This window comes from Staphylococcus sp. KUGN1, assembly GCF_045984185.1.
Lineage (GTDB): Bacteria > Bacillota > Bacilli > Staphylococcales > Staphylococcaceae > Staphylococcus > Staphylococcus warneri_A.
This window is the reverse complement of sequence record NZ_JBJQIL010000002.1, coordinates 158,434-180,693: the sequence shown is the minus strand read 5'-3', so window position 1 is coordinate 180,693 and position 22,260 is coordinate 158,434. Positions and strand designations below refer to the sequence as shown.

Below are 22,260 nucleotides of genomic sequence, written 5' to 3'. Positions count from 1 at the left end.
GCGCATTTTAAAAGAGTTAGTGATTGAGAATATTATAAAATAATTGAGAAAAACTATAAAAACAATGTTGTAATTTTAACTAGAAGATGATATATTTTAATTGTGAAAAAGTTCACAAGTGATAAAAGAATATATTTTAATGAAAAATCACAATTATCGATATTCAATAATTTAATTTTGATATAAATCTAGCTAGAGACAACAAAATTTATAGTAAAGGAAGAGTCAAACTATGTTAGTAAATTCATTCAATCCATTTGATAACTTAGTGTTATCTAGTATTATTGCTGCAATTCCAATTATCTTGTTTTTATTATGTTTAACTGTTTTTAAAATGAAAGGGATATATGCGGCAGTGACAACTTTAGTTGTAACACTGTTAATCGCTATTCCGTTCTTTAAACTTCCAGTAGGTATTGCTTCAGGCGCAGTTGTGGAAGGTTTCTTCCAAGGTATTATCCCTATTGGTTATATTGTTATGATGGCAGTATTACTGTATAAAATCACATTAGAATCTGGACAGTTCTCAACGATTCAAGATAGCATTACGAGTATTTCGCAAGACCAACGTATTCAATTGTTATTAATTGGATTCTCATTTAATGCCTTTTTAGAAGGGGCTGCTGGATTTGGGGTTCCTATTGCGATTTGTGCATTATTATTAGCGCAATTAGGCTTCAAACCATTACAAGCTGCTATGTTATGTTTAGTTGCAAACGCAGCTTCAGGTGCATTTGGAGCTATTGGTATTCCAGTTGGAGTTATTGATACTTTACATTTACCTGGTGATGTATCAGCTATGGGCGTTTCTCAAACATCCGTATTTACATTAGTTATTATCAACTTCTTTATTCCGTTTTTATTAATCTTTATCATTGATGGATTCAAAGGGATTAAAGAAACATTACCTTCAATCTTAGTTGTATCTATTACTTATACTGTGTTACAAGCTTTATTAACAGTATTTAATGGACCGGAATTAGCAGATATTATTCCACCATTAGCATCAATGTTAGCTTTAGCATTATTCTCTAGAAAATTCCAACCTAAACATACGTTTAGAGTTCAAAAAGACGTAAAACCTGAACCAGTAAAACACCACAGTGCTAAATCAATATTATATGCGTGGAGTCCATTTGTCATTTTAACGATCATTGTTATGATTTGGAGCGCACCATCATTCAAAAATTTATTCTTACCTAAAGGTAAGTTATCAAGCTTAGTATTAAACTTTAATTTACCAGGAACATTTAGTGAAGTGGCACATAAACCAATTACATTATCATTGAACCTGATTGGACAAACAGGTACAGCGATTTTAATTACCATTATTATTACAGTATTGATGTCTAAAAAAGTTGGTTTTGGTGATGCAGGGCGTTTATTCGGTGTAACATTTAAAGAGTTATGGTTACCGATATTAACAATTTGCTTTATTTTAGCTATCTCTAAAATTACAACATATGGTGGTCTAAGTAGTGCTATGGGTCAAGGAATTGCAAAAACAGGCGATGTATTCCCATTACTATCTCCAATACTAGGTTGGATTGGTGTATTTATGACCGGTTCAGTTGTGAATAACAACTCACTATTTGCACCTATTCAAGCTTCTGTAGCACAACAAATTGGTACGAGTGGTTCATTATTGGTTGCTTCTAATACAGTTGGTGGTGTAGCAGCGAAATTGATTTCTCCTCAATCCATTGCTATTGCAACTGCAGCTGTTAAAGAAGTTGGTAAAGAATCAGAACTATTAAAAATGACTCTAAGATACAGTGTTGGATTACTCATATTCATTTGTATTTGGACATTTATCTTATCAGTAATATTATAAGAACAAATTAAAGAAGCATTTAAAAACTGATTTCTCGATTTTCGAGAAATCAGTTTTTATTTTAGAAGTTTATATGTTAAGTGAACATATTCATGAAGTCGTGGTATACGGCTTCTGCAGAATATGATTTCAGTGTTTCATGTCCTTCTTGAATGATGTGTTGTAGTTCCTCATCATTATGCATCGTTAGATCGATACGTTTAGCAAGTTGTGATGTATCATCATGAGTTACTAAGTAACCATTCTTACCACTTTTAATGATTGAATCAGGACCAGTATTACCATCGAAACTAATGACAATGTTATCTTGTGCCATAGCTTCTAATATCACCATTCCAAATCCTTCGTTTCTAGATGGTATAACAGTGATTTTACTTTGAGCTAACTTTTGATTAAGTGATGATGTGGCAGGATAAAGGTGTACAATATCTTGTAATTGATATTGGTCGATAAATTGTTTTAAATGTTCTTTCTCTTGTCCATCACCATATAAATGTAATTCATAGTTTAAATGTCTTAAGTCATCTTGAATTAATCTGATACTTTCTAATAAGAGGTCAAATCCTTTTTCGTATTCCAATCTGCCTGCTGCAAGAATAATATTTTTCTTTTGAGCAGCGATACGTTTATTATTAGCAATATTTGGCACTACATAAACGGGCGTTTTTAGTTTGGATTGATATATGGATTGATCGGCTGAAGTTAACGTAGTGATTTTATTAACATCACGGTAGGCATTAATGATTTGATTTTGGAATTTTTGCTCATGTGCATTAAAATTCATATGTTCCATAGCAACGGTAGTGACATTTTTATTCTGATATTTAGCAATTAAGATATTAAAACTTGCTCTTGTACCAATTAGGACATCCGTTGATACACGTTTGATAGCTTTTATCATCTTTTTCTCAACATAACTTGAAAATTGATTTAATCCAGGTTCATATTGAGATAAATGTTTAGGCTTTAACAAGGGTGTATATTTTCTTATTCGATTTGCTAAAATAGCATTAAAATGAGTTGGTTTTAAACGATAATCAACTAAATCTTGTACTTTGATGTCTTTGTGTAAGTTGAAATAAGGTTGATCATTGCCTCTAAAGACAGAAATAATCGTAACAGGATGACCCTTTTCAGCTAATGTGTTAGCTAGTTGTGAAATCGATTTAACTGTACCGCCCATGGCATAGATATTATGCATGAAAAATGTGAACGACTTCATTTGAACACCTCTTATATTTTGTGAATTTTTAATTATTATATCATGACATAGATTACGAAATAGATAAACGAATATGTTAAAATAGATATATTACCAATATTTAGAAAACATCTATTTGGTTGAAATATAGATATATATTAATTTCAATTTAATTATCCTAAGATGATTAATTATAATTATATTGTACAATAGGTGATTGTTTTCATTAAAATAGTCATGTTATGGTACAATATAAAATGTTTTAAGTGTCATGTTTTAGGTAATGGATTGAGTGATTATGACTAGATTTCATGAATAATAAAACCAAGACGACATGATGTTTAGAAAAGAAAAACATAATTGATTTTATTTTTTTTTCTAATTAGAAAGCGCTTTAATATAAGTCTAGATCATTTGATGTTTCATTAATCAACTAAAAAGGGGGACTGTATTTGTTATGAGTACACAACATAGCAAAACAGACGTCATCTTAATTGGTGGCGGTATTATGAGTGCAACACTAGGAACATTATTAAAAGAATTAACGCCTGATAAAGAAATCAAAGTATTTGAAAAGTTAAATCAACCTGGCGAAGAAAGTTCAAATGTATGGAATAATGCTGGTACAGGGCATTCAGCATTATGTGAGTTGAACTATACCAAAGAAGGTAAAGATGGATCTGTAGATATTAGTAAAGCGATTAAAATCAATGAACAATTCCAAATTTCTAAACAATTTTGGGCATATTTAGTTAGAACAGGTCAGTTAGAAAATCCTGAAAACTTTATCCAATCAGTACCACATATGAGCTTCGTTAAAGGTACAAACAATATTGAATTCTTGAAACGTCGTGTAGAAAGTCTTCAAAAAAATGTATTATTCGGTAAAATGGAAATTTCTGAAGATAGAAATAAAATTGCTGAATGGGTACCGTTGATGATGGAAGGTAGAACAGATGACGAACCAGTTGCAATTACTTATGATGAAACTGGTACAGATGTTAACTTCGGTGCTTTAACTAAAAAATTATTCAGTAATTTACAACAAAAGAATGTTGAAATTCAATATAAACACGAAGTGTTAGATATTAAAAAACAAAGTAATGGGACTTGGTTAGTTGAAGTGAAAAATTTAACGAATAATCAAGTAACAACTTATGAAACTGACTTTGTATTTATTGGTGCAGGCGGTGCAAGCTTACCATTACTGCAAAAAACAGGTATCAAAGAATCTAAACATATCGGAGGGTTCCCGGTAAGTGGATTATTCTTAAGATGTAAAAATCCTGATGTAATTAATCGCCATCATGCGAAAGTGTATGGTAAAGCAGAAGTGGGAGCACCACCTATGTCTGTACCGCACTTAGATACTCGATTTGTGAATGGCGAACGTTCATTACTATTTGGACCATTTGCAGGTTTCTCACCTAAATTCTTAAAAACAGGTTCATACTTAGATTTAATTAAATCAGTAAAACCAAATAATATCGTAACGATGTTATCAGCAGGTGTTAAGGAGTTTGATTTAACTAAATATTTAGTATCACAATTAATGCTTTCAAACGAAGAAAGAGTTGACGACTTACGAGTTTTCTTACCAAACGCTAAAGATGAAGATTGGGAAGTCATTACTGCAGGTCAACGTGTACAAGTGATTAAAGATACTAAAGATGCCAAAGGAAACCTACAATTTGGTACAGAAGTGATTACGTCAGAAGATGGCACATTAGCAGCGCTACTTGGTGCATCACCAGGTGCATCCACAGCTGTAGATATCATGTTTGACGTCCTTCAAAGATGTTATAAAGATGACTTTAAATCATGGGAACCAGCTATTAAAGAAATGGTACCTTCATTCGGTTTAAACTTATCAGAACATGAAGATGTGTATCACGCAGTAAATAAAGAAATTGTTAAATATTTAAAAGTTAAATAATAAAAGGAAAGCGCCTCTCTTATAAGTAGATCAACTACTAGTAAGAAAGGTGTTTTTATTAATGATTAGAATTAAATTTGATAAGCTTTTCATTAATGTTTTTGATTTCTTTTTTTGTTTTTAAGTAACTTATAAACCATATCAAGATGTAGATGCCTATGAAAATGATGGTGTATGAAACTAAACTCATCATTTTTAAGGGGAACCAACCTGCTAAGATTGCAAGGATAGTAAATGGAAAATAACTACAAATAAAATGAACAAATGTAGATTTTGTAATACTCCAATCAGTAGCATTGAATATTAGGCTATTAAATGAAAATAAAAGACCTATTAGCATCCAAATAGACATTGATATTAACATAATGATAGGCTCTGAAAAATGATGGTAATAAATTGTGCCCATTGTTGAAGACGGTGACAATGGATGATAGTGTCCATTAGCATAGAGAAAACTGAAAAAATTAGAAAGCAATAATCCAATCATTAAACTAATGAAAAGGGATTTATAAATATTTTTCATAATGATAATCTCTCCTTAATTGATTTTAAATATCTTCTAGAGGAATAAGTGTAATCATCGTCTAAGTTCTTTAAATACATACGTATTAATCCGTTTGCTTCTAATTGTAGTTTAATAATGGCATGTTGATTAACAATTTCAGACTTAGATATACGAATGAAAGTGTTTGGGAGTTGTTCTTCTAACTCATATAGTCGGTATTTAGTATTGAAAACTTTGCCATTGGATACTGCTACAACTTGTTTTTGTTGAGTACGGAAGCTAGCGATATCTTCAATTTTTAGTTGGAATATATCTTCATCTAATTTGCCATTTATTTCGGTTAAACGATCAATGTCTTCAACAGTTTGAATTATTTTTTGTACACTTTTATCCATTTGTGGTGAATGGATTTCTACAAATTGCTTTCGTTCAGTGGGGCTAATAAATAATTTTAATTGCACAGGTGTAACCTCCTCTATATCAATCATTAAAACATAATAATTATTTGGAAAAGGATAAATAAAGATAAGCGGTTAATATATAAAGCTATGTGGTTAATTATCAAAGATAATAACCACATAGCTTTATTGCTCATTTGTGAAAGTATTATATATTTTTGGGCAAAATAATTGTAAAGGTTGTACCATCTTGATGGTTACTAGTAACGTGTATTTTTCCGTGATGGAGCTGGATTATAGATTGTGTAATAGCTAGACCCAACCCGTTACTATTGTCATCTGTACTACGCTTGTAAAAGCGCTCAAACAAATGAGATTGCTCTAACGTGTCGATGATATCACCTTGATTAGTAACTTGAATTTGAATGCCTTGAGCTATTTGTTTCAATTCAATATTAATGAGTGATGCATCGTAAGAATACTTGATGGCATTGCTAATAAGATTACTAACGGCCTGATGTATCAGTCTTTCATTTCCTAGGAAATAAGTAGACTCTAAATCTGACATCAGCATAAGTGATTTTTGATCGATAGCGTAATGTTCATGTCTTACAATGTGATTGATTAATTGATCGAGTTGAATATAATCCGAAAATGTTAAATGCTGTGCATTATCTAGTTCTGAAAGTAATAGTAATTCTTTTGTTAGTTCGCTCAACTGGTTTGTAATTTGATAGATATGATTAATACTTTGTTGACGTTCGTTTTGACTTTTAGCGCGTTCTAAATCGACTAATGATTGTCTAATGTGTGTGAGTGGTGTTTTAATTTCATGTGATACATTCTGAACAAAATGTTGTCGCATTTCATCAACTTGCTTTAAAGATTGACGCATCATATCAAAGCGATATTGTAGTGTGCCTATTTCATCTTGACGGGTCTGTTTGATAGGAGTGTTAAAGTCCCCATTCATTAATCTTTCTGTACCTTGTTTTAATTGTTTAACAGGCCTAACAATGGCATAGGTTGAAGCGATGACAAGTGAAATAGAGATTAATAATAATAAAGTTAAGAGTACTGCTAAAAATAATCTAAACTCACTAAATGTTTCACCAATATCAGGACGCATAAAGACAGCGACGTTTTCGTGATGATTTTTAAATTGTAAACCTACAGTGTTATCCGTTTCATTATCGAAAAAGCCTGTTACAAAAAGTTCGAAAGGCTTATTTTTAATACCGTGATATTCGTTGCCATTTAAGACACTTTTAATATGACGTTGTGATAAGTTGTCTTTTCTAAATTTTGCACCATAGAATGTTTTCTTACCATCCTGATCAACTGTCATAATTTGATAATTCATCTGACCAAGATGTTTAAAGTAATGATTAAGTTGATTATTATTGTAACTTTCAAAATCTCTTGATTCTTTTAACATTGTCATGATTTTCGCATCATTAGACGCCTTTAAATTAAAATGGTAATAGATATTTGTCAAAATAAAACTAATAAAGGCACTGAATAATATGACAGTAATAGTATAGACAGCGATTCTGATATATAACGTTTTAAACATGATGTTCTACCTTATAACCTTGACCACGTACTGTTTTAATTGTCACGTCTGAATCTAGTTGCTGCAATCGTTGTCGCAATCGTTTTATATGTACGTCAATAGTTCTTTCATCACCTTCGTAATCATAACCCCATATTTTTTCGATAAGATGTGTCCTAGAAAATATTTGCTTTTCATTTGAAGCTAATAGAAATAAAAGTTGAAATTCTTTGTTAGGTAATGTCATCGTTTTACCATTTACTACTACTTCCATATAAGCTTGATGTAACGTTAAATTCCCAATCGTTAATGTTTCATCCGCATGGATGTGGTAACGACGTAAGACAGCCTTAATACGATAGATCAACTCTTTAACTTCAAAAGGCTTAGTTAAATAATCATCCGTCCCACTTATAAATGCACGTTCTTTATCACTAAGTGCATCTCTCGCCGTTAACATAATCACTGGTAAATCATAAACTTCTTTAATCATATGACATAATTCAAATCCATCCATCTCATGCATCATAATATCCACGATTGCAATATCGACTGGATGATTATCAAGAAAATGAAGTGCTTCTTCACCATTTGTATGGGTATATGTATAGAAATGTTCTTTTTCTAAATGTGTTACAACGTAATTTAATATTTTAGGATCATCATCTACAATAAGGCAACGATTCATATCCACACTCCTTTTTTCCTTTATTATACAATGAATAAATTTTAGAAAACAATGTATGCTTGAGTTCACATTCAGTTCACAAATGTTTCTTATGATACAACTATCAACAAACATAGTTTAGGAGCGAGTATGAATGAAATTAGCATGGAATGAAATTAAATTTTATAAGTTTAGATATGTATTAATCATGTTAATCATTGTCTTATTAAGCTTAATGGTGTTATTTATTAGTGGTTTAGCACAAGGACTAGCTAGAGAAAATGTGTCTATGTTCGATCAATTTAAATCAACACATTATATTACTCAAGATATGAAAGAACCTCAGATTGAAAAATCTCATCTATCATCAAAACAGCAAATGAAAATTAATAAGTTGATTAATATAAAGTCAACTCAAATGAATATACAAAGTTTAGAAGTGGCTGGTAATAATGATGAAGATGTACTCACAATGTATTCTCCACAAGAACAGCAATTTGATTTGAAGGAAGGACAACTACCTACAAAGAAGAATCAAATTGCAGTAAATCAAAAACTGACAGGTGAAGGTATTAAAATAGGGGATGTTATTCAGTTCAAGCACCATCAACAAACATATAAAGTCACAGGTATTCTTGATGATGCAATGTATGCACATAGCTCTATCGTATTGATGGATCAAAAGGGGTTCCAGGATATTAATAGACAATATGCGTTATTTTATCCTGTTAACACACTATCTCAACAGGAAGAAAAGCAAATAAACGATATTCCAGGAATCAAAGTGACGAGTACCGATGAATTGAAAGCAAACATCGCAAGTTATCAAGCTGAACAAGCACCTTTAAAAATGATGGTGATGAGTCTGTTCGTTATTACAGCAATCGTACTGAGTGCTTTCTTTTATGTCATGACCATTCAAAAAGTATCAGAAATTGGCATTTTAAAAGCAATAGGAATCAAAACAAGACATTTACTGACTTCTTTATTACTTCAAATTCTAATAGTGACATTATTATCCGTAGTCATTTCAGTCGGTATAATTGCTGGTATTGCTATGATTTTACCTGTGACCATGCCATTTCATTTAAATACAATAAATTATATTTTAGTGATTGGTATTTTTATTATCGTTGCTATAGTCGGCGCATTATTATCATTTATTAAAGTTGTTAAGGTTGATCCAATAGAAGCAATAGGAGGTGGAGAATAGTGTCATTACAAGTTAATCATATTGTGAAAACATTTGGTAAAGGAGATACTGAAACAAAGGTATTGAAAAATATTGATATCACAATTGAACCAGGAGAGTTTGTTATACTTTCTGGTGCTTCAGGTTCAGGAAAATCTACTTTATTATCCATTCTAGGTGGTATACTTTCCCAAACAAAAGGAGAGATTAATTACCCAGGAGAGCCATTATTTTCAAATACTCGACGTAATACTGAACGTCGTTTAACGGATATTGGATTTATATTCCAATCATCTCATTTAGTGCCTTATTTATCAGTGATGGATCAACTTACAATTGTAGGAAGAGAAGCAGGAATGTCTAAAAAGGAAGCTTATCAACGAGCGTCTAAGTTATTAACGGACATTGGATTATCAGACAAATTAAATGCCTTTCCTCATATGTTATCGGGTGGACAAAAGCAAAGAGTTGCGATTATGAGAGCATTGATGAATGATCCTAAACTGTTATTAGCAGATGAACCAACAGCTAGTTTAGATGCTAAACGAGCATTATCCGTAGTAAAAATGATTAAAAAGGAAATTATAAATAATGATATGTGTGGCATTATGGTCACACATGACCAACGATTGTTTGAATATGCTGATAAAGTCATTTACCTTGAAGATGGCAAGATTGCAAAGTATATCAATTGATAGAACATTTATAAAAAAGTGTCTTATGTACGTAAGAATGTAGCGTATACAAGACACTTTTTATTTTATCCATAAAATGATGATACTTATCCAAAATGTGAGTGCAAAATATATCGTTAAAAGTAATCGGTATTGATACATCACGCCTAAAAAGTCTCTAATTAAAGAAATATGGAAGAAATGATAGGGCGTATGACTGCCAACACCATAGGTTGGAATATCTAAATTTTGGGCTAACTTGAGTGCTCGCAATATATGAAACTGACTTGTGACACATACCATCTTTGGCATATTGTTGAAATATTGAAGAATAATTTCTTTAGAGTATACAAAGTTTGTGTGTGTATTAGTAGATTGTTGTTCTAATAAAATATTGTCATTAGGGACGCCTTGTTTAATCAAATATCGTTGCATTGCGATTGACTCTGGTATAGGTTCATCTGGCCCCTGTCCGCCTGATACAAGTAGTTGAGGCTTATGTTCAGAATGATGATAAATTTCAAGTGCACGGTTTAATCGTTCTTTTAACATTGGTGTCACTTCTTCAGTAAATATACCTGCCCCTAATACAATAATTAAATCCACTGATTGATTGAAATGACGTGAACCAAAGACAGATGACCATATGAGATAACAAAGAAATGCAAATAATGTTGTAAATCCAATCAAACATAGCCATAATGCAATGCCATTAATAATAAGTAACGGTGACAAGCTAATATAGAAACAAGCACTTATAAATAATGTTAAGCGCATGACGCTCAAACCCATTTGTTTAATAAATTGACGACCACGCGAATTAAACAAAATAGCATGGTGTTTAAATAAACAAAATGAGATTAAAATAAGCATAAGCACCATCAATTCATATGGAATGCTATACGTAATGAGATGAAATATTAAATTTAAGAAACCTAATATAATAGTAGAAATAAATCCTGTCACACTCAAAGTGACGTACTGGTTAATTAATAATGACAAGACAATCATGATGATAAGTAATGTTAAAATCAAAGGAATCATGCGCGCGCACCTCAATATTGTATGTATATATAAATGTAGTTGATAGTAAATAAATAAGCAACTCAAAAGTTATTGTGATAAAACTGTTTTAAAGGTTTCATTTTATAATTTTTCTTGATATCATTTATAGGATGAAAAATAAATAATTTATATAAATCAACACGGTCTTGAGGAGATATATATGACTAGACAATTAGAAGATCATATCGCATTTTTAGAAATGTTTATCAATAATGTAAATACTTTAACTGCTAAATTGTTGAAAGATTTACAAAATGAATACGGCATTTCCGTCGAACAATCCAATGTTTTAGCAATGCTTAATAATGAATCGATGACAATAAGTCAAATTACAGAAAAACAAGGTGTTAATAAAGCAGCGGTAAGCAGAAGAATTAGTAAATTATTAGATGCAGGATTAGTTGTTCTAGAAAAGCCCAATGCTAATATCGATCAAAGGCTTAAGTTTATAACTTTATCTAAAATAGGCAAGTCTTACATGGAGAAGCGTAAAACATTGATTAATGATATCGCAATGGATTTTACAAAAGATTTCTCTTCCGAAGATTTAGATCAAGTTAGACATGTCTTAGAAGTTATTAATTATCGAATGACAAATTACAGCTCTAAATTATCGTAAATATCATTAAATAAACACTATACATAATAGAAGTTTTAGGAATATAATTTGATAATAGATGAGTCATAAGACTAAATATGTATGTTGTTGGAAATCATTTAGTTATATAATGAAATTATCTGTAATAATAGAATGTATATTGATTGAATTATTGAAATTAATAATAAATTAATCGTTTTTAACAATAGATATAAATTGTAGATGTGAAATATTTTTTAAACTGACGAGTGTTTGGAAATTGAGTAGAGGTGATAAGATGAAACAGTGCCCTCAGTGTGGTGCTTCTGTGGATAAGGATGCACACACTTGTCAAAATTGTGGCCAGTCAATAAAAAAAGAAACAAAGAATAAAAGTAAGCAAAGTAATAGCGAACAACATGAAAACAGCACAAATCAATCTTCAAATAAAACGACAAATATAAAGATTAGAAAGATTGTACCAGTTGCGATTATATTTTTTATTATCATCTTATTGGTCATTTTATTTTTCCTATTAAGAAATTTTAATTCACCTAATGCTCAAACAAAAATTTTAGTCAATGCGATAGACAATGACGATAATCAAAAAGTGGCTACATTACTCAGTACTAAAGATAATAAGGTAGATCCTGATGAAGCTTCGGCATATATTAAATATATAAAAAAAGAAGTAGGAATTAAAAACTTTATTAGAGATGTCAGAAATACAGTTGATAAATTAAATAAAAGCCATTCTAGCGTGGCATCTTATATTCAAACAAGGGATGGTCAAGATGTGTTACGCGTGAGTAAAAATGGGACACGATATCTTATATTTGATAATATGAGTTTTAATGCGCCGACGAAACAACCGGTTGTCAAACCGAAAGTAGATACAAAATATGAATTTAAATCCGGTGGTAAACGTAAAAAAGTAATTGCAGAAGCGGATAAAACAACGCCATTAGGCCATTATATTCCAGGTAATTATAGTATTGATGCTACTAAAGAAACGAAGAATGGTGTGTTTAGTGGGAAACTTGACTTTGATTTTAAAGCTACAAATAGTGAGACCGTCAATGTGACTGAAGATTTTGATGAAGCACATCTCAACATTAAATTAAAAGGTGCATCTAAACTTACTGATAAATCAAAAAAAGTGATTATTAATGATCGTACGTTATCATATTCAAATTCTAAAGAGTATGGTCCATATCCTAAGAATAAAGATATCACAGTATCTGCTGAAGGTTCAGCTAAAGATAAAACTTTCGAATCAGAAACTAAGACCATTAAAGCTTCAAAACTTAAAGATAATACGACAATCACATTAGATTTCGACAGTGATGAAATTGATAAATATGTTGCTAAAAAAGAAAAAGAAGAAAATAGTTTGAAAAACAAACTCACTCAATTTTTTAGTGGGTACTCATTGGCATTAAATTCAGCAATGAATGAAAATAACTTTGATTTAATATCAAGTTACTTTAAGAAAAACACTTCATTATATGACACCATGAAACATCAATTAGAGAATAATCAATTAGTATCATTTCAAACAAATCAAGTCATAAGTGCAAGTCAAAGTGGAGATAAAGTGAAAGCGACGATCCAACAAATAAATGAAAATGGTCAATTGATTAATAAAGATTATGAATTAGAAGAAACATCCAAAGGTAATGATTTTAATTTAATTAAAGAATCTAACGAATAAATAGTAATGATGGGCGTAGGACATGTGATCTTATTTTAAATAACGAACACTGACCTGCGTCCTATTTTTATATGTAGGGAGAAAAATATTCAATTGCATAAAATAGAATGTATAGCGTAATATATTGATATATGTAAAAATCTAGCCATTTACTAAATAAATATTAAGGTGGTTTCAGAAATGAATCAGAAGGTACAATCGAAAAAGCAATCCCCTATATTTGTAATCATCTTAGGTGCACTTACAGCAATTGGTGCATTATCTATAGATATGTTTTTACCGGGATTACCAGAAATTAAAAATGACTTCCATACAACAACGTCAAATGCACAACTCACATTATCATTATTTATGATTGGGTTAGCGTTAGGAAACTTATTTGCTGGTCCTATATCAGACGCGACCGGAAGAAAGAAACCGTTATGGATATCCATGTTCATTTATACATTAGCAAGTTTAGGTATTGTCTTTGTTACTAATATCGAAGTAATGATTGCGTTACGCTTTATTCAAGGTGTAACAGGTGGGGCAGCTTCCGTTATTTCAAGAGCTATTGCCAGTGATATGTATAAAGGTAAGGAGTTAACAAAATTTTTATCATTACTCATGTTAGTAAACGGTGTTGCACCAGTTATTGCTCCAGCAATTGGTGGTATTATTTTAAGCTTCGCCGTTTGGAGAATGGTATTTATTATATTAACTGTATTTGGCATATTAATGGTTATTGGTTCTCTAACCAAAGTTCCTGAGTCTTTACAGGAAGATGAAAAAGATAGTAACGGCATTAAAGAAATGTTTAAAAACTTTAAACATCTATTAGCGACACCTAAATTTGTATTACCAATGTTAATTCAAGGATTTTCATTTATTATGTTATTTACCTATATCTCAGCATCACCTTTTATTATTCAAAAAATATATGGCATGTCAGCGTTACAATTTAGTATTCTGTTTGCAGCGATTGGCATTACTTTAATTATTTCAAGTCAATTAGTGGGTGTACTTGTCGATCGAATAGAGAGACGACAATTGTTAAAAATTGTGACATATATTCAAGTACTTGGCGTTGTGATTGTAGCTATGACACTGCTTAATCATTTGAGTTTTTGGATATTAGTCATTGGATTTATTGTCTTAGTTGCACCGGTTACAGCAGTCGCAAGTTTAGGCTTTTCAATTGCTATGGATGAAAGTACAAAAGGGCGAGGCAGTGCTTCCAGTTTATTAGGATTGGTACAATTTCTATTAGGAGGACTTATGTCTTCATTAGTTAATGTCATGGGCGAACATAATGTAACACCTTATGTTGTGATTATTAGTATAACAGCAGTAATTATGATTATTTTACAGACTATTTATACGAGACTACAACGTCGAACATCATAATTGGTTTGAGTAACGATACAAAAAATAGCCAGAAAATGAGTTATATATGCTCATTTTCTGGCTTAATTTGATTATCTTTGTAATTTAATTGTATTTGCTAATAGGTTTTCAGCAATTACTTCTGGAGACTCTTTGCAACCATTGCGTAACCAATAAAATATGACACCAACTTGTCCACCGATAGAATAGGTGATGAACAATGATTTATTTTGAATTGAATTTGGATAATCTTCAATCACATTTTCATAAGCAACTTTAGTAGCGTTAAAATATTCCATTGCTAATCCTTTATTAGGATATGTAATAAATATAGCTCGATAGAATGCTTCTTTACGTTTAATATATTTCGTAACAATTAAAAAGAATTTATATAACTTAGTTTTATCGACACGCACACTTTCAAAGTTGTTATATAAAGACTTGAGTAATTTCAAATATTTAGATAAATGATAATTTTGAATTTGTTCTAATAAATCATATTTATCTTTGTAATGATCATAAAAAGTAGAGCGATTAACGCCACTATAAGCACAGATCATTTTAATCGTTATTTCGTCGAATGGGTATTCATCTAATAAATCTATCATACTTTGAATAATTTTAAATTTAGCTCTTCGTTTCATAAGCAGTCACCTTAGTTATCAATCCGACACATTTTTTTAAAGTGTCGGTGTTATTTTTATCTACATGTATCTATAATAGATAAAGTGAATTTTAAAAGCAAATAGGAGGATATATTCATGAAGAAAATGGTATTAATTAATATCATTACTATCATTGTGTTGATTGTTATCGGAGTAGTCGGTTTCTACTTCTGGAACAATGCAACGAGCTATGTTAGTACTGATAACGCCAAAGTAGATGGCGATCAAATGAAAATAGCAAGCCCTGCTTCAGGTGAAATTAAATCACTTGACGTTAAACAAGGTGAGAAACTTAAAAAAGGCGATAAAGTTGCTGAAGTTGTAGCTCAAGGCGAAGGTGGTCAATCTAAAGAGATGAGCATCAAAATGCCTAAAGACGGCACAATCGTTAAAACAGATGGTATGGAAGGTTCAATGGCTCAAGCTGGGAACCCAATCGCTTATGCGTACAATTTAGATGATTTATATATTACTGCTAACGTTGATGAAAAAGACGTTGCTGATATTGAAAAAGGTAATGACGTTGATGTTGATATCGACGGACAAAAAGCAACTGTAAGTGGTAAAGTCGATCAAATCGGTGATGCTACAGCAGCTAGCTTCTCATTAATGCCTTCATCTAATAGTGATGGTAACTACACTAAAGTATCACAAGTTGTACCAGTTAGAATTTCTCTAGATTCTGAACCATCTAAAAATGTTGTTCCAGGTATGAACGCTGAAGTCAAAATTCATAAAAATTAAGGGGGTCATTAAATGACAACGACCTTCATTATTGTTTATATTTTAATCGCGCTCATACTTCTTGGTTTGATTAATTTCTTCATCGTTAAAAGTAAGAAAAAATCTAAAAATCAAAAAGTGGAACAACGCTCAACAAAAGGTTCTGAGAGTCAATCATATCAATCTAAATTTAAAGCAAGTGATTTAGAAAAATCTGAGTCACAAACATCATCTCCAAATGATTTTAGTTCTACTTCTAATCACATTGAAGATGATAAAAGAAAACATCATTTCGAATCTATAAATGAATCGGATGATTCTATAAAGAATGAACAAGGGACGTTACGTCGCTCTGAAGACACTTCTCATAAATCAGATGTGGAGAATGAAGTTGACGAAGTTCACAAACCAATCAACCCTAACTCAGAAGAGGCTAGAGTTAATGAGAAGATTAAAAATCAACAGTCTGATTTTATCTTCGGTAAAGGTATCACAAGAGGTAAGATTTTAGCGGCAATGTTATTTGGTATGTTTATTGCTATTTTAAACCAAACTTTATTAAATGTTGCCTTACCTAAAATTAATACTGAATTTAATATTTCTGCATCAACTGGTCAATGGTTAATGACAGGATTTATGTTAGTTAACGGTATTTTAATACCAATAAGTGCTTTCCTATTTAATAAATATTCTTATAGAAAGCTATTTATTATAGGTTTAGTACTCTTTACATTTGGTTCATTGATATGTGCGATTTCAATGAACTTCCCGATAATGATGACAGGACGTGTTTTACAAGCTATCGGTGCTGGTATCTTAATGCCATTAGGTTCTAATGTTATTGTTACGATTTTCCCTCCAGAAAAACGTGGTGTAGCAATGGGAACAATGGGTATTGCCATGATTTTAGCACCAGCAATCGGACCAACATTATCTGGTTATATTGTACAAAATTATGACTGGAACTTAATGTTCTACGGTATGTTCTTTATCGGACTTGTTGCAATTGCAGTTGGTTTCTTCTGGTTTAGACTGTACCAAAGAACAACGAATCCTAAAGCCGATGTACCTGGTATTATTTACAGTACAATTGGGTTCGGCGCTTTATTATATGGTTTCTCTGAAGCTGGTAATAAAGGTTGGGGTTCAACTGAAATTGTTTCAATGTTTATCATTGGTATTATTTTCATTACCTTATTTGTTATTAGAGAATTAAGAATGAAAGCACCAATGTTAAATTTAGAAGTTTTAAAATACCCAACATATACACTAACAACAGTGATAAACATGATTGTTATGATGAGTTTATATGGTGGTATGATTCTTTTACCAATCTATTTACAAAATCTACGTGGTTTCTCAGCGTTAGATTCAGGTCTATTAATGCTTCCGGGTGCATTAGTAATGGGTGCCTTAGGTCCTATTGCAGGTAAATTACTTGATACGATTGGTATTAAACCATTAGCTATTTTTGGTATTGGCGTTATGACATACGCAACTTGGGAATTAACTAAATTAAATATGGATACACCATACTTATCAATCATGGGTATTTATGTTTTACGTTCATTTGGTATGGCATTTATCATGATGCCTATCATGACTGCAGGTATGAACGCATTACCAGCGCGTTTAATTTCTCATGGTAACGCATTTGTAAATACGATGAGACAATTAGCAGGTTCAATTGGTACTGCAATTCTTGTTACTGTAATGACTACACAAACAACAAATCATGTTGCTGCATTTGGTGAAGAATTGGATAAAACTAATCCAATGGTTCAAGACCATATGCGTGAATTAGCACAACAATTTGGTGGCGAACAAGGTGCCATGAAAGTGTTATTACAATATGTAAACAAATTAGCTTCTGTAGAAGGTATAAACGATGCATTCATCATTGCAACTATTATAAGTTTAGTAGCACTTATTTTAAGTTTCTTCTTACAAAGTAAGAAAAAAGCAGATGCATCAGCCGCTAAATCAAGAGCAGAAGACTAAGACAAATTGATTAAGACATGACTTAATGAATAAAAGTAATAAAAAGAAGATGATAAAAATTGTGTTGTGGGGGCATGATTTTTATGGGATCGGTGTCGACTTCGATATCGATCCCATTTTTTAGTCAGGCTGGGACATAAATTTATATTTCAAGTTACATTCATATTTAGGCAGTAGTTGACTGAAATGAAGATACGCTTGTACCAAGCTTTTTCATTTCTAGTCAACCTTGCCGGGGTGGGACAACGAAATAAATTTTAAGAAAATATTATTTCTGTCCCACTCCCACTTATGCCTTAGGAAAACTAAGGCGAACCGAAAAGGGAAACGAAGTTTGTTATAGTAGTATTTTAAAGATTTTAAAATAAAAAGTGCTATCGGGGTACACATCTAATCAGATGGCTCCAATGGCACTTTATAATTATTTAATACGAATTCTTCTATTTCTAAAGAATAAACTAATGATTAACAATCCAATACTGCATGCTAATAAAATTAACGCATTATGGATGGCATCAGCTTCAGTCACAACTTGATCCGGTGATACTGATAAATAATATTGTTTAAATGAATCTGCTATTTTTTCAGCTAAGGTATGAATAATATAACTAAAATACATTGTAATAACTAACATAATAGCCAAGAATAACATGTTAATAACTTTTAAAGCACTTCGATTAAAGATAATCGTTAATATAGATAAAATCATACTAATAATACATAAAGCGAAAAAGGCGTAAAAGACCAATAATAAGCGGTCAATGGATTGTTGTAGTTGGTCTATATTACCTAAATTGATATTAATATTACCAACTTGAGTTACAGTATCTTGGAAATTTTTAAGTTGATGGAAATCGATGGTTTGTTTAGCAAATACAATGTTAAAGATTGGTTGATTGTACATGCTATAACCTGTAATTGCTGTTAGTACAAGTACGATAAATTGAATGATCATACTTACCCAAGCGCGTTTTTTCTTACCATATTGTTTACCGCGATGCATTGGTTCATTTTGAAATGCATCATCAAAGTTTTCTAATCTTCTTTGTTGATTAGTCATAATGCTGCCTCCTTGAAAATAGTCATATCTTTATTTATCATTTCCAGTCTTATTTTGTTATAATAATGAATAATCAAAGACAATAAAAATTAGACAATTTATAAAATGAAATTCATGACTAAATTAAAATATACTTTAAATTATATCCCTTTTTAAGTTACGAATGTAGGTTTTTAATCAAATTGTTTTTTAATATTAAAAATTGCAAAGAGGTAGGTTTAGTTATTTATGAAGAATCGATTCATGAACCGAGTGGTAAACAAGTATATTCTGCACAATCGTTCAATATTTTTCGACAATGATGAAGCAGTGGATAAGTTTTTTGAAAAAAGACAAATTGAAAATGAAAAAAAACATAAACAACCCTCTACACTAAATGTTAAAGCGAATTTAGATAAACTGATGTTAGGGGATATGCAGGTATTTAGATTTAACTTTAGACACGAGTCAAAAAGAAAAATATTGTATTTACATGGTGGTTATAATACGTTACAACCTTCACCATTTCATTGGAGATTTATTGATAAGTTAACATTATCTACCATACATGAAGTGGTGTTACCTATTTATCCTAAAGCACCAGACTATCATATTGAAGATTCAGAAAAAGCAGTGAGAGATGTCTATAATCAACTCGTGGATGAAGTAGGTGCTGAACATATTATTGTGATGGGTGATGGATCTGGTGGCGCACTGGCATTGAATTTAGTTCAAACGCTCATCGAAAATAATGAACCAGTACCACGCCAATTATATTTAATTTCACCATTATTAGATGCTACATTATCAAACAAAGACATCACAGATGAACTTTTAGGGAAAGATATATTAATTAGTCGTTTCGGTGTCAATGAGATTATGAAACGTTGGGCAGAAGGTGTGCCTCTCATAGATAAACGTGTATCTCCAATATATGGTCCAATAGAAGGCTTACCACCTGTTTATATGTTTGGTGGTGGAAGAGAAATGATTAATCCAGATATGCATTTATTTAAAGAAAAATTAGAAATGATGGGTCAAGAAATTACGTTCTATGAATATCCAAGAATGGTTCATGATTTCCCACTGTATCCAATACGAGAATCACATAAAGTGATTAAACAAATTACCAAAGCACTTAATAATAATTAATATAAGAAAAACGATGAGCAACAATCTATGTTGTTCATCGTTTTTGTTTATTCCATAATAGAATTGATATGTTTGATAATGAAATTTTGTCCCTTTGAAAAGTAAAGATCAGCTATTGTTTCCTCAAAGTGACTCGGAATATCAGTCAAATTACTAAATGAAAAGACTTTTTCAATATTATCATTTCTTATACGACTTGCTAATTGATTATAGTGTTCAAGGAATTGTTCATCTTCGTCATATGTTTCAAGTAATTGATTCATTTCATCTATGGCTTGTTTTTGTCCTTGTATAAAACTCATACGTGTCGCACGTTTGAATAACTTGGAAGCAGGACCATTGATAGTCAACGCTTTTTGTTCGTTTAAGTCACTTAGTCCTACTTTGACATCATCATACAAATCTAGTAATTCGTTTTGGATGGTATAGCGGATAGATTCACTCATGATTGATCCCCCTTATGAGGAATACCAATACGATGGCCTAATTGCTTAGGCCATTCAATTGTTTGTTGTTCTTGTTGAGCATAGCGCTCAATTTGTTGATAATAATCTTCTGGAAACGCGGCAGAACGGCGCTTGTTTTGGTCGATTCCCATCATCATGACTTCATTGGTTGCAGCAACTTCACCATCTTGACGAATCATTCTTAAAAAGAAATGAACGCGTTTATAATCGTAATCATAAATATATAATTCAACGTAATATTGTTCATTTAATGTTAGTTCTGATAAAAAGCTAGTATGTTCTTCAATTGTAAATGTTGTGTATTCATATTGTGCACGTTCATCTAAAGAAAGACCGTGACTATAATTAAAATCATCAATGACATCACTAAAAATGATATTATAGTATGCATCATGCATATGATTATTGTGATCGATAAAATCTTCTGTCACTGTTTTACTTACAGTAAATGTTTGAGACATGACTATTACTCCTTTATTGTTTGCTTGATACTTATTTTACTAAATTAAATTAAGACATACACGTAATTCAATTCATGATAAAATAAAAAAAAATTGCTTATCAGGGGGTAAAGAGATGACGATGACCATTCGATACCAAACAACTACCCAACCTTTAACTGAGGTGAGTCGCATAGAAGATGTTCCAAGTAAAGCGACAATTGTTTGGTATGATTTTGAAGATGCTACAGAGAAAGAAAATGAATTTTTAAGAAATCATTTTGACTTTAACTATTTAGAAATCGATGATGCGATTAATGGCATTCCTCGTGCGAAATACAAGGCATATGAAGACTATCAATATATTGTTTTTCACAGTATATTAACACATGATTATGCTGCTATTGCTTTAAATGTTTTCTTGCAAGGTAATACATTGGTAACATATCATCATAAACGCTTTGAATCACTTAAAAAAGTAGTTCAAGATAATCAAAAACATCATGTTTCTGATTTGGACTGTGCGGATATAGTGATACATATATTAGATAGCATGGTAGATAAATATTTTAATTTTGTTTATGACATTGAAGATAAGGTATATACATTTGAGGACAGACATGTAGATGATCGCTATAGTAAAAGCGTAATGGATAATGTATTCCAACTACGTTCTGATTTGATTAAAATAAAGCGAGTGTTATTCCCAATGCAAGAATTGGTAGATACGATTAAAAGTGAAGGTAAGTTAATTATCGATACAAAGCATTCTATGTACATACAACATATTGATGACCATTTAATTAAACAACGTAATGTAATTCGTACATCTCAAGAAATGACAAATGAAATACGTGAAAATTACGAATCCTATACTTCATTTAGAATGAATAATATTATGCAAATCTTAACATTAGTATCTGTAATATTTTCACCTTTAACTTTTATTGCAGGTATCTACGGCATGAACTTTGCGTAAATGCCAGAATTAAATTGGCATTATGGCTACTTTATTTGTCTATTTGTCATGCTAATCATATCAATTATTTTAATTATCTTCTTCAAAAGAAAAAAATGGTTTTAAACCTTG

The 22,260-nt window shown here is 31.2% G+C and carries 20 protein-coding genes and 1 pseudogene; 11 read left to right on the top strand and 10 right to left on the bottom strand.

Annotated features, from left to right (window positions below; all coding sequences use genetic code 11):
- Positions 1-232: 232 nt before the first annotated feature.
- Positions 233-1,834 carry an L-lactate permease gene (locus ACJQQZ_RS07340; protein ID WP_002452410.1) on the top strand — a complete coding sequence of 534 codons (1,602 nt, stop codon included), beginning with the start codon at positions 233-235 and terminating at the stop codon, positions 1,832-1,834.
- A gap of 76 nt (positions 1,835-1,910) precedes the next feature.
- Here the strand turns inward: ACJQQZ_RS07340 and ACJQQZ_RS07335 are convergent, their stop codons facing one another.
- Entirely contained in the window at positions 1,911-3,056 is a 1,146-nt protein-coding gene (locus tag ACJQQZ_RS07335) for a glycosyltransferase family 4 protein (RefSeq protein ID WP_145505545.1), read from the bottom strand.
- Between the two features lie 436 nt (positions 3,057-3,492).
- Between ACJQQZ_RS07335 and mqo the strand changes: the two genes are divergently transcribed.
- Positions 3,493-4,971 (top strand): malate dehydrogenase (quinone), encoded by a 1,479-nt coding sequence (mqo, locus tag ACJQQZ_RS07330; protein WP_002452408.1) that lies wholly within the window; start codon positions 3,493-3,495, stop codon positions 4,969-4,971.
- Positions 4,972-5,029: 58 nt separating this feature from the next.
- Here the strand turns inward: mqo and ACJQQZ_RS07325 are convergent, their stop codons facing one another.
- From ACJQQZ_RS07325 to ACJQQZ_RS07310, 4 genes are all read right to left on the bottom strand, one after another.
- Positions 5,030-5,494: a DUF3021 domain-containing protein gene (locus ACJQQZ_RS07325; protein WP_002452407.1), complete on the bottom strand. Its 465-nt coding sequence runs from the start codon at positions 5,492-5,494 to the stop codon at positions 5,030-5,032.
- Entirely contained in the window at positions 5,491-5,964 is a 474-nt protein-coding gene (locus ACJQQZ_RS07320; RefSeq protein WP_232133582.1) for a LytTR family DNA-binding domain-containing protein, read from the bottom strand. Before ACJQQZ_RS07320 ends, ACJQQZ_RS07325 begins: the two co-directional genes overlap by 4 nt.
- Before the next feature lie 118 nt (positions 5,965-6,082).
- A complete protein-coding gene (locus tag ACJQQZ_RS07315) occupies positions 6,083-7,450 on the bottom strand; it encodes a sensor histidine kinase (protein ID WP_145505542.1) in 1,368 nt (455 codons plus the stop codon).
- Positions 7,443-8,117: a response regulator transcription factor gene (locus ACJQQZ_RS07310; RefSeq protein ID WP_145505539.1), complete on the bottom strand. Its 675-nt coding sequence runs from the start codon at positions 8,115-8,117 to the stop codon at positions 7,443-7,445. Before ACJQQZ_RS07310 ends, ACJQQZ_RS07315 begins: the two co-directional genes overlap by 8 nt.
- Positions 8,118-8,250: 133 nt before the next feature.
- On the opposite strand from ACJQQZ_RS07310, the gene ACJQQZ_RS07305 reads away from it, so the two are divergent.
- Both ACJQQZ_RS07305 and ACJQQZ_RS07300 read left to right on the top strand, forming a co-directional pair.
- Positions 8,251-9,309, top strand: a complete 1,059-nt coding sequence (locus tag ACJQQZ_RS07305) for an ABC transporter permease (RefSeq protein WP_145505537.1) — start codon at positions 8,251-8,253, stop codon at positions 9,307-9,309.
- Entirely contained in the window at positions 9,309-9,983 is a 675-nt protein-coding gene (locus ACJQQZ_RS07300; protein ID WP_145505534.1) for an ABC transporter ATP-binding protein, read from the top strand. Before ACJQQZ_RS07305 ends, ACJQQZ_RS07300 begins: the two co-directional genes overlap by 1 nt.
- A gap of 60 nt (positions 9,984-10,043) precedes the next feature.
- Here ACJQQZ_RS07300 and ACJQQZ_RS07295 read toward each other — a convergent pair whose 3' ends face one another.
- Positions 10,044-11,006: a YdcF family protein gene (locus ACJQQZ_RS07295; RefSeq protein ID WP_145505532.1), complete on the bottom strand. Its 963-nt coding sequence runs from the start codon at positions 11,004-11,006 to the stop codon at positions 10,044-10,046.
- Positions 11,007-11,187: 181 nt separating this feature from the next.
- Here ACJQQZ_RS07295 and tcaR point away from each other — a divergent pair, with 181 nt between their 5' ends.
- From tcaR to tcaB, 3 genes are all read left to right on the top strand, one after another.
- Positions 11,188-11,646 (top strand): MarR family transcriptional regulator TcaR, encoded by a 459-nt coding sequence (tcaR, locus tag ACJQQZ_RS07290; protein WP_049424884.1) that lies wholly within the window; start codon positions 11,188-11,190, stop codon positions 11,644-11,646.
- 256 nt (positions 11,647-11,902) lie between these two features.
- On the top strand, positions 11,903-13,318 hold the full coding sequence (tcaA, locus tag ACJQQZ_RS07285; protein WP_145505529.1) for a membrane-associated protein TcaA: 1,416 nt from the start codon (positions 11,903-11,905) through the stop codon (positions 13,316-13,318).
- Positions 13,319-13,498: 180 nt separating this feature from the next.
- Positions 13,499-14,704, top strand: a complete 1,206-nt coding sequence (gene tcaB / locus ACJQQZ_RS07280) for a putative multidrug effflux MFS transporter TcaB (protein WP_145505527.1) — start codon at positions 13,499-13,501, stop codon at positions 14,702-14,704.
- Positions 14,705-14,775: 71 nt separating this feature from the next.
- Here the strand turns inward: tcaB and ACJQQZ_RS07275 are convergent, their stop codons facing one another.
- On the bottom strand, positions 14,776-15,327 hold the full coding sequence (locus tag ACJQQZ_RS07275; RefSeq protein WP_002452397.1) for a TetR/AcrR family transcriptional regulator: 552 nt from the start codon (positions 15,325-15,327) through the stop codon (positions 14,776-14,778).
- A gap of 117 nt (positions 15,328-15,444) precedes the next feature.
- Here ACJQQZ_RS07275 and ACJQQZ_RS07270 point away from each other — a divergent pair, with 117 nt between their 5' ends.
- Both ACJQQZ_RS07270 and ACJQQZ_RS07265 read left to right on the top strand, forming a co-directional pair.
- The gene (locus tag ACJQQZ_RS07270; RefSeq protein ID WP_002452396.1) at positions 15,445-16,092 is read left to right on the top strand and encodes an HlyD family secretion protein; all 648 of its coding nucleotides are present in this window, start codon (positions 15,445-15,447) and stop codon (positions 16,090-16,092) included.
- A gap of 12 nt (positions 16,093-16,104) precedes the next feature.
- Positions 16,105-18,072 (top strand): DHA2 family efflux MFS transporter permease subunit, encoded by a 1,968-nt coding sequence (locus ACJQQZ_RS07265; protein ID WP_002452395.1) that lies wholly within the window; start codon positions 16,105-16,107, stop codon positions 18,070-18,072.
- Positions 18,073-18,493: 421 nt separating this feature from the next.
- Here ACJQQZ_RS07265 and ACJQQZ_RS07260 read toward each other — a convergent pair whose 3' ends face one another.
- Complete coding sequence (locus ACJQQZ_RS07260) at positions 18,494-19,132, bottom strand: hypothetical protein (protein ID WP_145505524.1); 639 nt, start codon at positions 19,130-19,132, stop codon at positions 18,494-18,496.
- A gap of 228 nt (positions 19,133-19,360) precedes the next feature.
- On the opposite strand from ACJQQZ_RS07260, the gene ACJQQZ_RS07255 reads away from it, so the two are divergent.
- A complete protein-coding gene (locus ACJQQZ_RS07255; RefSeq protein WP_145505521.1) occupies positions 19,361-20,263 on the top strand; it encodes an alpha/beta hydrolase fold domain-containing protein in 903 nt (300 codons plus the stop codon).
- Positions 20,264-20,310: 47 nt separating this feature from the next.
- Here ACJQQZ_RS07255 and ACJQQZ_RS07250 read toward each other — a convergent pair whose 3' ends face one another.
- Positions 20,311-20,709, bottom strand: coding sequence for a hypothetical protein (locus tag ACJQQZ_RS07250; protein ID WP_002450252.1), 399 nt, complete (start codon positions 20,707-20,709; stop codon positions 20,311-20,313).
- A complete protein-coding gene (locus tag ACJQQZ_RS07245) occupies positions 20,706-21,191 on the bottom strand; it encodes a thioesterase family protein (protein WP_002450253.1) in 486 nt (161 codons plus the stop codon). Before ACJQQZ_RS07245 ends, ACJQQZ_RS07250 begins: the two co-directional genes overlap by 4 nt.
- A 115-nt stretch (positions 21,192-21,306) precedes the next feature.
- Here ACJQQZ_RS07245 and corA point away from each other — a divergent pair.
- Positions 21,307-22,254: pseudogene (gene corA / locus ACJQQZ_RS07240) on the top strand (magnesium/cobalt transporter CorA).
- The last annotated feature ends 6 nt before the right edge of the window (positions 22,255-22,260 follow it).